The organism is Sinorhizobium glycinis (assembly GCF_001651865.1).
Taxonomy (GTDB): Bacteria; Pseudomonadota; Alphaproteobacteria; order Rhizobiales; family Rhizobiaceae; genus Sinorhizobium; species Sinorhizobium glycinis.
Window position 1 is genome coordinate 316,891 of the sequence record NZ_LPUX01000055.1, and the last position, 14,893, is coordinate 331,783.

Annotated in this window: 13 protein-coding genes; 10 read left to right on the forward strand and 3 right to left on the reverse strand. The window is 60.6% G+C overall.

Features of this window, described 5'->3' with window-relative positions:
• Positions 1-6: 6 nt before the first annotated feature.
• On the reverse strand, positions 7-1,320 hold the full coding sequence (locus AU381_RS12880) for an oligosaccharide flippase family protein (RefSeq protein ID WP_064242163.1): 1,314 nt from the start codon (positions 1,318-1,320) through the stop codon (positions 7-9).
• Between the two features lie 178 nt (positions 1,321-1,498).
• Positions 1,499-2,287, reverse strand: coding sequence for a WecB/TagA/CpsF family glycosyltransferase (locus AU381_RS12885; RefSeq protein ID WP_064242164.1), 789 nt, complete (start codon positions 2,285-2,287; stop codon positions 1,499-1,501).
• A 369-nt stretch (positions 2,288-2,656) separates the two neighbouring features.
• Here AU381_RS12885 and AU381_RS12890 point away from each other — a divergent pair, with 369 nt between their 5' ends.
• From AU381_RS12890 to fcl, 10 genes are all read left to right on the forward strand, one after another.
• Positions 2,657-3,376, forward strand: coding sequence for a LuxR C-terminal-related transcriptional regulator (locus AU381_RS12890; protein WP_064242165.1), 720 nt, complete (start codon positions 2,657-2,659; stop codon positions 3,374-3,376).
• Positions 3,377-3,908: 532 nt separating this feature from the next.
• The gene (locus AU381_RS12895; RefSeq protein ID WP_064242166.1) at positions 3,909-4,517 is read left to right on the forward strand and encodes an SIS domain-containing protein; all 609 of its coding nucleotides are present in this window, start codon (positions 3,909-3,911) and stop codon (positions 4,515-4,517) included.
• Entirely contained in the window at positions 4,514-5,782 is a 1,269-nt protein-coding gene (locus AU381_RS12900) for an HAD-IIIA family hydrolase (protein ID WP_064242167.1), read from the forward strand. The genes AU381_RS12895 and AU381_RS12900 overlap by 4 nt, the downstream gene beginning before the upstream one ends.
• Positions 5,775-6,830 (forward strand): NAD-dependent epimerase/dehydratase family protein, encoded by a 1,056-nt coding sequence (locus AU381_RS12905; RefSeq protein ID WP_064242168.1) that lies wholly within the window; start codon positions 5,775-5,777, stop codon positions 6,828-6,830. The genes AU381_RS12900 and AU381_RS12905 overlap by 8 nt, the downstream gene beginning before the upstream one ends.
• Positions 6,831-6,863: 33 nt before the next feature.
• Complete coding sequence (locus tag AU381_RS12910) at positions 6,864-7,946, forward strand: GHMP family kinase ATP-binding protein (RefSeq protein WP_082909940.1); 1,083 nt, start codon at positions 6,864-6,866, stop codon at positions 7,944-7,946.
• 105 nt (positions 7,947-8,051) lie between these two features.
• Positions 8,052-8,585 (forward strand): dTDP-4-dehydrorhamnose 3,5-epimerase, encoded by a 534-nt coding sequence (gene rfbC / locus AU381_RS12915; protein ID WP_064242169.1) that lies wholly within the window; start codon positions 8,052-8,054, stop codon positions 8,583-8,585.
• A 47-nt stretch (positions 8,586-8,632) separates the two neighbouring features.
• Positions 8,633-9,970 carry an NAD(P)H-dependent oxidoreductase gene (locus tag AU381_RS12920; protein ID WP_064242170.1) on the forward strand — a complete coding sequence of 446 codons (1,338 nt, stop codon included), beginning with the start codon at positions 8,633-8,635 and terminating at the stop codon, positions 9,968-9,970.
• Between the two features lie 46 nt (positions 9,971-10,016).
• Positions 10,017-10,805 carry a phosphatase PAP2 family protein gene (locus AU381_RS12925; protein ID WP_064242171.1) on the forward strand — a complete coding sequence of 263 codons (789 nt, stop codon included), beginning with the start codon at positions 10,017-10,019 and terminating at the stop codon, positions 10,803-10,805.
• Between the two features lie 351 nt (positions 10,806-11,156).
• Entirely contained in the window at positions 11,157-12,227 is a 1,071-nt protein-coding gene (gene gmd, locus AU381_RS12930; RefSeq protein WP_064242172.1) for a GDP-mannose 4,6-dehydratase, read from the forward strand.
• Between the two features lie 13 nt (positions 12,228-12,240).
• Positions 12,241-13,209, forward strand: coding sequence for a GDP-L-fucose synthase (gene fcl / locus AU381_RS12935; RefSeq protein WP_064242173.1), 969 nt, complete (start codon positions 12,241-12,243; stop codon positions 13,207-13,209).
• Between the two features lie 82 nt (positions 13,210-13,291).
• Here the strand turns inward: fcl and AU381_RS12940 are convergent, their stop codons facing one another.
• Entirely contained in the window at positions 13,292-14,893 is a 1,602-nt protein-coding gene (locus tag AU381_RS12940; RefSeq protein WP_064242174.1) for an ABC transporter ATP-binding protein, read from the reverse strand.

Sequence of the window (14,893 nt, forward strand, 5' to 3'; positions counted from 1 at the left end):
AAACTCCTACGCGCGACCTGCCTCATCCTCTAGCGGCACGGTTTCGGAGGCCGGCAGATACCCTCGCGCCGGGCCTGTGTCGTGTGCCGATGCCGCGCTAACAACGGCTGCTCCGCCAATAAGGAAGAACCCGGCCGAAACCACTAGTACGACGACTTCCTTGGCCACCAGCGCATACACAATGGCTTCCCCCGACATGAGGAACGACAACTGGTACGAGGCATACAGGAATACTAGAAGTCCGGAGACATTAAGCACTATCCATTCACGTTCATATCCGTAATTGAACATGAATATATTCGATGTAACTGTACTAACATTCATCAGAAATGGCAAAATCGACATTGCGCGCACGATAGGAAGAGCGCCTGCATATTCGTCCCCAAAGAAGAACAATATTACATAAGGAGCAACAAAGAACATCCCGACACTCATCGCCACCCCACCTGCTACGGTGAATAGCGACCGCGTTATCAGCGCTATTCCGGCCGCAGGGTCGACCTGGGCATAATATGCAACCCGCGGCGTAAATGTATCCATGAGCAATCTGAAGAATACCCGTGCTACTTGCAGGAATTTTTCGGCGACAGAGTACTGTCCGGCCGCCACATAACCTTCGAAATGTCCGACAAGCGGAACAGGCAGGGTGATAAGGACGCGCTCGACGGCGGCAAAGAGGAATCCGCGCCAGCCGTAGCGCAGCTGCATACCAATGGCCGAAAGCGTCAAGCACCTGAAGCCGCCGAACCCAATCGGACGAATAAAGGGTAGACAGACCAGGCCGCTGATAACGGGAACTCCGCTCTGGATGGCAACGGCGAGCGCGAGCTGGTCGGGTGATGCGACCATGGCGACGAAAAACACGAGCGCGAGAAGGCGAGCAACAACGACTGCGACGGCTGCTTGCCAGGCGCGTTCCAGGCCGATGAAGAGCCAGGAGGGGAAAAAGATGCCGCCGGCAGCCGATAGCATGGCGCACAAGAATATCGGCCTGCTGAGCGCCAGAACGTTACCGGCCAGCACTAGACCGACCAGGCATGCGGCAGCGAACAGCATCGTCTTGGTGGCAGTAACCTGAGCAAGGACGGACGCGATCGCCGCCGGGTCGTGCCGGATGGAGGCAACCTTGCGCTGCGCGGTCCAATGAAATCCGTAGGCCACGACGCTGGCCGCCAGTTGTCCGATGGCGATTGCATACGCATACTGCCCGAAACTTAATGGTCCCAGGACACGTCCGGCATAGGGCAACAGGATCAGCGGCTGCAGGACGTCACAGGCATGCATGATGGCGAGACTGGCGGCCTGTTTGCGTAGATTCATGAGCAGCCTCCAGACCGATGCCGATAGAGGCAATGTAGACCACGCTGTCCGCGGATGGGCGGCAGTGCTCCCAGCCTGGCGTCATCTATCTGCAGCGCCGCGAGGACAGCCCGGAAAGGAACCTGATTGGACCGGAAACTCGGAGGTCCGAATGTGTACACTGGGTAAGCCTCACCTTCTAACCGTTACGAATCCGGCGCCTGGGAAACAGCGACGCCTGCAGCAATGCCAGGATGAACAGACTGTTCGTCACCAGGTACCTGCTCGCCAGACGGCGCGGATCCTGGAAGAGCCGGTGCAGCCATTCCAGCCCGCTATCCTGCATCCATAGCGGCGCGCGTTTGATGTCGCCGGCGTGGAAATCGAAGGCCGCTCCCACCCCCAACATCACCGCCTCGATCCGGCCGCGATGCGCCTGCATCCAGCCTTCCTGCTTGGGACATCCAAGCGCCACCCAGACGATCCTCGCACCGGACTGATTGATCATGCTGACCACCGCCTCGTCCTCCCCGGCAGTCAGAGGGCGCCGCGGAGGCGCGTAAGAGCCGACAATGTTTATGCCGGCAAATTCGGTCCGAATGCGCCGCTCTAGACGCTGGAGGGTGTCAGGACTTCCGCCGTACAGGAACATTTCCGTGCCAAGTTCCGATGCCCTCCGGCAACAATGCCACATCAGGTCCGGGCCGCTGATGCGCGGCTGATCCGCGTGTCCCCGCCGTCTCAGGATCCAGGCCACAGGCGCCCCATCCGGCGCGACAAGGTCGGCGTTGCTTATCGCTTCCGCATGAGCGCGATTGCGGCGAGCGGTGACGACGCTGTGGACATTGCAGAGGAAAATCGTCCTGCTCTCCCGTCCCAGAGCCCATTCGAAGACGCAGTCGACTGCCTGCACCCAGCCCAGAGCATGCACCGGCACACCGAGTACTTCCTCACGCATCTGTTGCTGATTGGACGCAAGCTCCGCCATGTCGCCCTCGATTGCCGAAAAGGATGAACCATCACAGCGTGCCAGCACTCTGGGTTCAATTGCGATTCCGAACAGGGCAAGAGCGGGCGGCGCTCATTGGAGGTACCTAGAAGGAATGTCCGTTTTTCTCTTCCTGGTGCTGAAAGCGCGCGGAACGCTCGGGCCGGGAGGCGATACTTTGGTTGAGCGCGCTTCTCGGGTGGCGGGGCCGGACCAAAAAGTATTAGCACTTTGGTTTAATCGGACGCGGTTGGCCCGCCTGCTAAAAGTTGAGGCTCCTAAACTTCTGCACGGGTGGATGTGGCGCGCTCTTCCAAGGTACCCTGATTGAGAAAAATGGTAGCAGATGCGGTAAGTCGAGTTGGCAATATGGCACGGATCCGGTTGAACAACATGGCACGAATAACGCCGACACTCCTCGTTGATTCCCACGATCTTTCACGTGAAGGTCTGAAGCACATTCTGGTGGGGTCTTCGTTCCGTGTCGCCTTGGCGGCTTCAGAACTGTCCGAAGTGATGGACCATCCGCTGGGCAGGGAGAAGCCGGCACTTCTCGTCCTGTGCTCTCACAGCAGCGAGGAGCTGCAGAGTGAGTACCTACTCCGGTTCAGGGACGAACACCCGCAGGTGCGGATTGCCGTGCTCGCTGACCGCTATGACCACGACGATTTGGCTACCGTACTTGGCCTCGGCGTGAACTGCTACCTGACCAAGAGCGTTAGCCCCGAAAACCTGTTCAAGTCTCTCGACTTATTGATGCTGGGCGAAGTCATATTTCCGTCGGTGGCGCTGGCGCTGGTGCGCCGCGGCTTCTCGGACACAACCGAGGCCGTCGGATGGGATGTGCAGCCTGACTTCCATGCGCAGGCCGACCGCCCACAGCGCGAGCTGTCTAGCCGCGAGTATGATATTCTGCAATGCCTTGTCGAGGGCGCGTCGAACAAGGTGATAGCGCGCAAGCTCGACATGGCCGAAGCGACCGTCAAGGTTCACATCAAGGCAATTCTGCGCAAAATTCACGTCCGCAACAGGACGCAGGCTGCCGTATGGGCGATCAGCAACCCCGCGATGCCGCAATTGAATCGGTGACCAGGCCCTTATAACGGCGTCGCCCAGCTCCCCGTCCGACAGGCTGAATGTGTGCTTGATATTTGCCAAGCCGGCCATCGACCGGGTCGGCAGCCGCGTGCGGGATCGGAATAGGCCGCGCCGAAGCGCCGCTTCTTGATAAAGCCAAGCTGCACAAGGGAAATGGCAAATGTGCTTCATCACCGCCAAGCGGAATTCACGAGGCAATATCAGCGGCATGCGCACAGTCCGCGGCCGACCTTTCGACTTGCATGCAATTCGGACAGCCGGCAATGCGCCTACCGCTTTGGGTTGGCCGGAGGGATGAAGCCGAACGATTTTGCACCAAACAGCTTAACGTGGTCGGAGCTAGCTAGTCTGCGCGCACCGGCGGCCTACCCGAATGATCATCTGTTCTTGCTTGATCCTGCGTGAAACTCTTGCGGCATGTAAGGCCGTTTGTTCGCCATGAGCTCCGGTTGCTTAGCACAGCAATTCAACCACGTGGGCCCAGGGACTTTAGAAACGACGGACAAGAAGAGGGATGTCACAAATGCTCGCTCGTGATGCTTTCTACCTGCCGCCAAAGGAATTCACGCACGACTATCTGGCGTCCCTATGCATCGCCTTGGCGCAGATCGATACGGACGCCGTCCAGGAGGCGATAGAGATGTTGCGTGCCACACGCGATTCAGGCGGCACGGTCTTCATCGCCGGCAACGGTGGGAGCGCGGCAACCGCCTCCCACTGGGTCAATGACCTCGGCAAGGCCACGAAACGATCAGGAAGGCAGCCGATCCGTGTCATGGGCCTGACCGACAATGTCTCCTGGATGACGGCGCTCGGCAATGATGAAGGCTATGATCGCATCTTTGCCGGCCAGATGGAGAATTTCGCCAAGCCCGGGGACCTGCTCATTGTCATTTCGGCAAGCGGGAACTCGCTCAATCTCGTGCGGGCAGTCGAGCTCGCTCGCGAAAAAAAGGTCGCCAGCATCGGCATGGTCGGTTTTGACGGCGGGAAGCTCAAGAATCTCGTCGATCAGCCGCTATGGGTGCGGTCCGAAAAGGGTGCCTACGAGCTCGTCGAAGACGTCCACTCGGCGATCTGCCATGCCATCACGCGATACCTTGTCGACGACCGCCCGGAGCCTGGTCAATGACGATTGCCCTACCGAGGTCTCCGCGCGCACAACAGGCATATGTCGAGGGCCGCGCCTACAGCCGGCCGCGACAGGCAGTCATTCTGGCCGGCGGGCGCGGCACGCGCATGCATCCGCTCACCCTCGATCGGCCAAAACCGATGGTGCCGGTGCTCGGCCGGCCTTTTCTCGAGTATCAGATCGAGCAGCTGCGGCAGGAGGGTTTCGAGAAGGTCCTGCTGCTCCTCGGCTACCTGCCCGACGTGGTGATGGACCACTTCGGCGACGGCAGCAGGTTCGGCCTCACCATCGAATATGCTGTCACCGATCCCGACGATCTTACCAGCAGCCGGGTATCCAATGCCCGTCATCTCATAGATCCGTGCTTCCTGCTGCTGTATTGCGACAATTACTGGCCCATGCGGATGGAGCGGCTGTGGCAACGCTTCTGCGCGGCCGGCAAGCCTGGAATGATCACGGTCTACAGCAACAAGGACGGCTATTCACGCGGCAGCGTGATCCTTGATGCGGATGACAATGTGACCGTCTTCGACCGGCTCCGGACGACGCCCGGGTTGCAGGGGGTCGAGATCAGCTACGCCATATTGACCGACCTCGCCCTCGAATTCCTGCCCGACGAGGACACGCTGTTCGAGGAGGCGATCTATACGCCGCTCGCCACGCAGCACCGCCTCGCCGGCTTCGTGAGCGAGCACCGCTATTACAGCGTGGGCTCGATCGAGCGTCTTCCCGCAACAGCACGCTTCATGAGCCGCGAGAAAACCATCCTGCTGGATCGGGACGGCGTCCTCAACCGCAAGCCCCCGCGGGCCCAATATGTGTGTTCACCGGATCAGTGGGAATGGATCCCGGGTTCCAAGCAGGCGCTGGCCCTCCTGAACGACGCCGGCTACCGCATAATTGTCATCTCCAACCAGGCGGGGATAGCGCGCGGCGCGATGAGCGCCGCCGACCTCGATGCCGTTCACCAGCACATGTGCGCCGAGGCCGCGGCCGCCGGCGCCAAGATCACAGCGATCTACCACTGTCCACACGGCTGGGACGAAGGCTGCGACTGCCGCAAGCCCAAACCCGGCATGTTGTACGAGGCGCAACGCGACTTTGATCTCGATCTCACGCGCACCCTCTTTGTCGGTGACGACGATCGCGACGGTCAGGCGGCCGAAGCGGCCGACTGCCTCTATGCGCAGGTAAGCGAGCAGAGCTCGCTTCTGGACCTCACCCGGCAACTCCTATCGACAGCAGGATTGGAGAAAAATGACTGAATCATCACGCATTCTCATCACCGGACACAATGGATATCTCGGTTCCGTCATGGTGCCCTTGCTGCAAAGGTCGGGCTATGAGGTGACCGGGCTGGACACGGGATATTTTCGTGCATGCACCCTCGGAGTCGACAATACCGGCGTGCCCGAGATCACAAAGGATGTGCGCGCAATCGAGCCCTCGGATCTCCGGGGCTATGACGCCGTGATCCATCTGGCGGCACTCTCGAACGATCCGATCGGAAATCTCAACGCCGACTGGACGCGGCAGATCAATGCGGAAGGGACGTTGCGTCTGGCCGAGATGGCCAAGGCGGCCGGCATCCGGCGGTTCCTGTTCTCCTCCTCCTGCATCATGTACGGCATGTCGGAAGCTGCAGTCGTCGACGAGACCGCCCCGCTGGCACCGCAGACTGAGTACGCAAGGTCGAAGGTTGTTGCCGAGGAAGCACTGCGCGCCCTGGCCGACGACGGGTTCTCGCCCGTCTACTGCCGCAACGGCACCGTCTACGGTCTGTCACCACGGATGCGCTTCGATACCGTGCTAAACAACTTCATGGGCAGCGCCTTCACCAGGGGGCGTGTCGAAGTCCATAGCGATGGCACGCCATGGCGGCCCGTGGTTCATGTCCAGGATGTCGCGCGCTACTTCAAACTGATGCTGGAGGCGCCGCTTCAGGACATCCACAATGAGGCGTTCAACATGGGCGTTGAAAGCCTCAATCTTCAGGTGCGCGAGATAGCTGAGGTCGCCGCAGAGGCGGTGCCGGGCGCGGAACTGATAATGGTACCGCAACCCGGCGCGGATCAAAGGACCTACAAGGCGGATTTTAGCAAGTTCTCTCGAACTTTCCCGGACTTCGAGTTTCAGTGGACGGCACGAAGGGGAGCGCAGGAGCTCTACGAGGCGTTCCGCTCGATCGCGCTCCGATATGAAGACTTTACCGACAAGCGCTTCACGCGGCTGCGCTGGCTCGGTCACTTGATCGAAGCGGGGAAGCTCGATGACGAACTGCGTTGGCGAACACCACAGTTGTGCATTGCATAATCATCGTTCCCGTAGACTTCGAGGTAGCGAAATATGGAACAGCTAGTCGATACTCTAGTGCATGATCGCCACTCGGGACTGACCCATCCGACGATCATCGATCGCGCTGCACAGCGACTGCCGTCTCTCGTCCTGACACGCACTCCGTTGCGCGTCAGTTTTGCCGGCGGCGGCACCGACCTGCCGGATTTCTACAACCTCGACTACGGTGCAGTGTTCAGCGCGGCAGTGGACAAGTACATCTATGTCACCGTCAAGCGCCACAGCGAGATCTTCAATGAACCCATCCGCCTGAACTATTCGCAAACGGAGCAGGTAAACACCATAGGGGAGATCAAGAACAACATCGCTCGCGAATGCCTGCGTTTTCTGGAGATCGAACCACCGATTTACATCTCCACGGTCGGCGACATGCCGGCCTCGACGGGCATGGGCGGGTCGAGCTCGTTTACGGTGGGTCTGCTCAACGCCCTGCACGCGTTCCGGGGAGAGCGTGTCACGCCCGGCCAATTGGCCGAAGAAGCATGTCACATCGAGATGGACATCCTCCAGGAGCCGATCGGCAAGCAGGACCAGTATGCCGCCGCGTTCGGGGGCATGAACCTGTTCCGCTTCCAGCCCGGAGGCGCGGTAACGGTCGAGCCGCAACGGGTGCGCAACGGCGCCGTCGAACATCTCTTCGCAAACCTGATGATGTTCTGGACATCGCATCAGCGACCGGCCAGTTCCGTGCTGGTCGAGCAGAAGGCGAAAACGTCCGGCAATCTGGATACGCTGCGGCAGATGCGTGATTACGCCTTCATGCTTCAGGAGGTTTTTTCGGAGCCCGTCGTCGACATAGAGCGGTTCGGTGCTGTTCTTCACAGCGGGTGGGAGATGAAGCGGAGCCTGGCGTCGCGCGTGAGCAACGTGGAGATCAACCGCAACTACGACCTCGCCAAGCAGGCAGGGGCGGAGGGCGGCAAGCTGTGCGGCGCCGGCGGCGGCGGTTTCCTTATGTTCGCGGTCAAACCGGAGCGCCGGGAAAGCGTGAGGCGGGCCCTCTCACACCTGACCTATGTGCCCATCGGCTATGAAGTACACGGCTCGCGCCTCTTGTATCCAACGCAAGTCTGATGCCCAGCCGCCACGGCGCCAGCGGATCGTTGGCGCGAACGAAGCGCAGGAGGCATAGCCGCATGTGCGGCGCGACGAAGTTTTTCTGACCTAATGGATTTACAAATGCTTTTCACAAAGACCGATATTCCAGACGTGACCTTGGTGGAACTGCAGAAATTCGAGGACGAACGGGGCTTTTTTGCGCGCGGCTGGTGCGCGCGGGAGTTTGCCGAGCACGGGCTTCCGGGCCAGGTCGTGCAGATGAACATCTCATACAACAGGCACAAACACACACTGCGGGGCTTTCACTATCAATTGGCCCCCCATGGTGAGGACAAGATGCTTCGCTGCATCCGGGGCAGCTTGCACGACGTGCTGATCGATCTGCGGCCCGAGTCGCCCACCTATAGGCAGCACTTCACGGTCCAGCTTTCGGCGGCGAACCAACGGATGCTGGTGATCCCGAAGGGCTGCGCGAACGCCTTTCTCACCATGGAGGACCACACCGAGGCGACATATCTCGTTTCCGAATTCTACACACCGGCGGCCGAGCGCGGTGTTCGCTGGAACGATCCTGCCTTCGCCGTGAAGTGGCCGGTGGATGCGCCGGCGGTGGTTTCCGAAAAGGACCAAAACTGGCCGGATTATGCCGGTTAACCCGCCACCGCCCCGAACTTGCGGGCAGCGCTACAGAGGAGACGCGAATGTTCATCGTCGACAAGGAGCTGGAGCGGCTCCAGGCTGAGGGGCGTCCAATTCGCGTGGGCATGATCGGGGCCGGTTTCATGGCCCGAGGCATCGCGCTGCAGATGCTGCGATATGTTCCGGGAATGGAGCTCGCGGCGATTTCCAACAGACACGTGGAAAAGGCGCGCGAAGTCTATGCCGCTGCAGGCGACGACGATGTGACGGAGGCGACCAGCACCAGGGCGCTTGAGGATCTCATCGCCAGCGGCCGCCGCGCGATCACGGCGGACCCGATGCACATTTGCGAGGCCGACGGGATCGACGTCATCGTCGAGGCGACAGGCGCGATCGAATTCGCCGCCCATGTCACTATGCGCGCGATCCGGCACGGCAAGCATATTGCGCTCATGAATGCCGAACTGGACGGCACGATCGGCCCGATCCTGAAAGTCTATGCCGACCGTGCAGGCGTGGTCCTCACCAATGTTGAGGGAGATCAGCCGGGCGTCATGATGAACCTCTATCGTTGGGTCAAGGGCCTAGGCGTACGTCCGGTGCTCTGTGGGAACATCAAGGGACTGCACGATCCCTACCGAAATCCGACGACCCAGGAGGGATTTGCCAGGAAGTGGGGGATGAAGGCCCCGATGGTCACCTCCTTCGCGGACGGCACGAAGATCTCGTTCGAGAATGCCATCGTTGCCAACGCCACAGGCATGCGGGTGGCGAAGCGCGGCATGTACGGGCCTGTGGTCGAGCCCGGTACCCCGATTCAGGAAGCGGTCGGCTGGTATCCGCTCGATCAGCTCCTCGAGGGGCCGGGGATCGTCGATTATTGTGTCGGCGCCATGCCAAACCCCGGCGTTTTCGTTCTTGGCACCACAGAGGATACTGTCGAGAAGCACTATCTCTCACTCTACAAGATGGGCCCCGGGCCGCTCTACTGTTTCTATTGGCCCTATCATCTGTGTCACTTCGAGGTACCCTTTACAGTGGCGAGGGCCGCAATCTTCCGCGATGCTGCCATTGCTCCCCTGGGTGGGCCGGCCGTTGACGTGGTGACCGCCGCCAAGCGAGACCTTCGTGCCGGAGAGGTCCTCGATGGCCTTGGATATTACATGACCTACGGGCTCTGCGAGAACGCACGCACGGTACACGCCGAGCGCCTCCTGCCGATCGGGCTCGCCGAGGGCTGCCGCCTGCTGCGCGACGTCAAGCGCGACGAGGTGCTCGGTTATGATGACATCGAGCTTCCGGCCGGGCGACTATGCGACGCGCTGCGCCAGGAGCAGGATCTTGCCTTCTTCGGCCGCTCTGCAGCCTCCCCGCAGCGCAAGGTTCCTGCGACCGCTTAATTGGCGGGACATCAGAGGATGCGCCGACCTACCCCAGGAGTTCGAGATGGCCGAACCGATGGCGCGAAGGTTATCCGACTTGCATCGCCTGACGCAGGCCACTGCGCTTTTCCTTCTCTTTGTCGGTACGAGTTTCCTGGCCCTTAACCCCGATTGGATTGACAGGCCTCTCGCAAAGGCCATTAACACCGTAGCGAGCAATCAGCCCTTTGCCACGCGGCTCGCTTCCGGTGCCATTCACCCGACCACGGAAGGCGCTATAGTCGTATCCTTGCTCTGGTGTTGCTGGTTTTCCCATGTCGGGCCGGAATCGAGGGCGAGGCTGGTGAGCGGTGTCTGCGCAGCCGTTCTCGCAGCGTTCGTCGCACATTTCCTGCAGGACACTTTGCCAACGACGCCAAAGCCGATCTTTGACCCCGCACTTAGGCTTCAGATCCCGGACGTTCTGGGCGACGCTGCCGTTCTGCGCTCAGCGCCGTTCGCCGGCAGCCCCGGGTTTCCGAGCGAGCGAGCGGTTCTGTTCGTGGGTCTAGCGATCGCCATTCTTCTCGTTCACTTCGAACTCGGACTCCTCGCCCTGGTCTATGCATTGTTGGTAGAGCTTGCGCGAGTCTACTTGGGGCTGCATTACCCGACCAACGCTCTGGGTAGCCTCACCTTGGCCGCCACCCTGGCATGGCTATCACAAACGCGCCCGAGCCTTGAACTCGGCGCCCTGATTCTCCTGTGGGAGCGCGGCGCGGCACCAAGCTTCTATCTGTGCAGCTTTCAGCTCTCATACCTTATTATCGCATTCCAGGAGTTGCGCGAACTTGCCGAAAGCCTTCTCCCGTAGGAATTGGCACAACGCCAGCCAGCGGAGCGCTGATATTGTCGCCGCCGCGACTCGGATCTGATCACGGTTCGGCGAGTTGGCGGCGGCGTGGGACTCGTGGCCTGACGGCTCGCGCATCGCGGCTACTTCCTTTGCGGTAGGAGCATGGTCGAATAAGCTAATCAAGCGGAAAGACGACGCTCGCGTAGCACCTTTTACGAACATCAAGTGGGGGATTTACCTCCATATTGCTGGAGCGCCTCCCACAATGACCCTCTGGTCGAACAAAGCGCTTTCCCTTTTCCTTTGAGGATGTGGGGGCGGGACCGTCGGTCGACGGCGCCACCGCCGCTCAACGATGGATTGGACCCGATGACAGATCGCATTGCGCTCATAACAGGTGTAACCGGTCAGGACGGTGCCTACCTTGCCAAACTGCTGTTGCAGAAGGGCTATACTGTCCACGGACTGAAACGCAGATCCTCCTCCTTCAACACTGAGCGCATCGACGACATCTACGTCGATCCGCACGAACCGGGCGCGCGCTTCTTTCTCCATTACGCCGACCTTACCGACGCGACCAATCTCATCCGCATAATTCAGGAGACGCGCCCGACCGAAATCTACAATCTTGCGGCCCAAAGCCATGTTCAGGTGAGCTTCGAGACGCCGGAGTATACCGGCAACGCCGATGCCCTGGGCACACTCCGGCTGCTTGAAGCGATACGCATCCTGAAGATGGAAGAGCAGGTGCGCTTTTATCAAGCGTCAACCTCCGAGCTGTTCGGCAAGGTCCAGGAGGTGCCCCAAACGGAGAGAACGCCGTTTTATCCGCGCTCTCCCTATGCGGCGGCCAAACTCTATGCCTATTGGATCACGATCAACTACCGGGAAGCGTACGGAATATTCGCTTCGAACGGTATCCTGTTTAATCATGAAGGCCCCACGCGCGGCGAGACGTTTGTGACCCGCAAGATTACACGTGCGGTTGCGGGTATCGAACGGGGGTTTCAAAGCACCCTCTATCTCGGCAATCTCGACGCGAAACGCGACTGGGGACATGCTCGAGACTATGTAGATGGGATGTGGCGGATTCTTCAGCACGCCGAGCCTGACGATTTCGTCCTCGCCACGGGCGAAACCCATTCGGTGCGCGAATTCGTGGCTCTTGCCTTCCGGGCAGTCGGTCGCGTCATCGAATGGGAGGGCAAGGGGGTGGACGAGATCGGCCGGGACGGCAAAACAGGAGAGATTCTCGTCAGGATCGACCCACGCCATTTCCGTCCTACGGAGGTCGATCTGCTGATGGGAAATCCGGCGAAGGCCCGCGCAAAGCTCGGCTGGACGCACAGAACAACGTTCAGCGATCTAGTAGCGGAAATGGTGATCGCCGATCTGAAACGTCTGGAGCGAGAGCGTTGGCACATCGACTCTAGCGTCTAGAGGACCACCAGCCATGGACTACGCTTATCGGCTCGAAGCAAAACGGATATTTGTGGCCGGCCACCGCGGCATGGTCGGCTCGGCCGTGGTGCGGCGACTGGAGCAGGAAAACTGCGAAATCCTGACGGCCGGGCGCGACGTTCTCGACCTTCGAAGTCAGGACGCCGTGCATCGCTGGATGACGGAAACCAGGCCGGACGCCGTGGTTCTCGCGGCCGCTAAGGTCGGCGGGATTCTCGCCAATGATCGGTATCCGGCCGATTTCCTGCTGGACAACTTGCTGATCGAAACGAATGTCATTCACAGCGCCTTCCGGTGTGGCGTCGAGAGACTACTGTTCTTGGGCTCATCGTGCATCTATCCGAAGCTGGCGCCACAGCCGATCCCGGAAGACGCTCTTCTCACGAGCCCCTTGGAACCCACCAACGAGTGGTACGCTATCGCCAAGATCGCCGGTCTGAAGCTGTGCCAGGCCTATCGGCGCCAGTATAATGCCGATTATGTTTCGGCAATGCCGTGCAACCTGTACGGTCCGGGCGATAACTTCGACCTGGAAAAAAGTCACGTCGTCCCGGCGCTCATGCGCCGGACCCACGACGCGAAGATCGAAGGAGAACCTAGCCTCACGATCTGGGGGTCCGGCAGACCGCGACGCGAATTCCTACACGTGGACGATGCCGCCGACGCCATTGTCCACATGCTCAAAACATATTCGGCGGATGGTCACCTCAATGTCGGCTCTGGCGAGGATATCTCCATCCGGGACCTCGCAATGCTCATCGCCGACGTCGTCGGCTTTACGGGCGAGATCGAGGCGGACCTGGCCAAGCCGGACGGGACACCGCGCAAACTGATGGACGTCGGCAAATTGTTCGCAACCGGATGGCGACCCAGGCATACGCTTCGTGCAGGCCTGGAACTTACATATGCGTGGTTCAAGGCACATACCGAAGCTGGCGATCTGCGGCTGAGGGCCGTATAGGCGCCAGACCAGAGTGGCGGGTGGGATAAGGCATTTCCGAGACGCGAGGCAATCATGAAAGGCGCAATGTCGACGGTAAATGTCACACGTTGAAGGCTGCCCCGATCAGCGTCTTTGTGTAAGGCTCCCGCGGTGCTTCGAAGATGGCGTCCGTTTGCCCCTCTTCGACGATGCGTCCGTTCCTCATGACGATCACATAGTCCGACATCGCCTTCACGACGGACAGGTCGTGGCTGATGAAGATGTAGGAAAGACCATGCTTTCTCTGCAGGTCGCGGAGCAGTTCGATAACCTGGCCCTGTACCGACCGGTCGAGAGCGGAGGTGGGCTCGTCGAGGATCACCACCTTCGGCTTCAGGATCATCGCCCGGGCGATGGCGATGCGCTGGCGTTGCCCGCCCGAGAATTCGTGCGGATAACGGTTGCGCGAGGCCGGGTCGAGGCCGACCTCTTTCAGGGCCGCAATGGCGCGTCGGTCCCGCTCGGCACGGCTCAGCTCCGGCTCATGAACATAGAGGCCCTCCGTGATGATCTCGCCCACCGTCAGGCGCGGTGAAAGCGAACCGTACGGATCCTGGAAGACGAGCTGGAGCTCGCGGCGCAAGGGCCGCATGGTGCTGCGGTCGAAGCCGGAAATATCGGTCGTACCGAAACGGTAGTAGCCGCTGCTCGGCAGCAATCTCAACAATGCCCGCCCGAGCGTCGATTTCCCCGAACCGGACTCGCCGACGATGCCGATGGTCTGACCCTGCCGCAGGCGCAGGTTGACGCCGTCGACCGCTCGAAAGACCGTGGACGAACCGCCGAACAGGCCCTTGCCGATAGCGTACTCGACCGCCATGTCGCGACCCTCGAGAATGATCGGCGCGTGGTCCGGCGGCGAAACCTTGCGGCCACTCGGTTCGGCGGCAAGCAACATCTTCGTGTAGTCGGACTTGGGGCGCTCGAAAATCTCTGGCGTTCTCCCCTGCTCCACCACCTCCCCGCGGCGCATCACGGCGACGCGGTCGGCGAAATGCTTCACGATGCCGAGGTCGTGCGTGATCAGCACGATCGCCATGCCAAAGCGCTGCTGCAACGACTTGAGCAGATCGAGGATCTGCGCCTGGATGGTGACGTCGAGCGCGGTCGTCGGCTCGTCGGCGATCAGGATATCCGGTTCGTTGGCCAGCGCCATGGCGATCATCACGCGCTGGCGCTGGCCGCCCGAGAGCTCATGCGGGTAGCTGTCGATGCGGCGCGCCGGTTCGGGAATACCGACCAATTCCAGGAGCTCGAGCACGCGTTTGCGCGCCTCTCTGAACGTGCCGCCACGGTGGTGGACGATCGGTTCGGCGATCTGCCGGCCGATCGTGTAGAGCGGGTCGAGCGAGGTCATCGGCTCCTGGAAGATCATGGTGATCTTCGACCCGCGCACCTCGTTCAGGGCCTTTGGCGGCAGACCGATGAGTTCCTGGCCGCGGTAGCGCGCCGAGCCGGCGACCATGCCGTTCTTGGCGAGAAGTCCCATGATACCCATCATGGTCTGGCTCTTGCCCGAGCCGGATTCGCCGACAACCGCGAGCGTCTCCCCGGCATGCACGTCGAGATCGATGCCTTTGACCGCCTCGACCGTGCCGTCCGGCGTGGAAAAGTCCACCTTGAGGCCGCGGACGGTGAGAATGGAATCGGTGGTGTCTGCCAT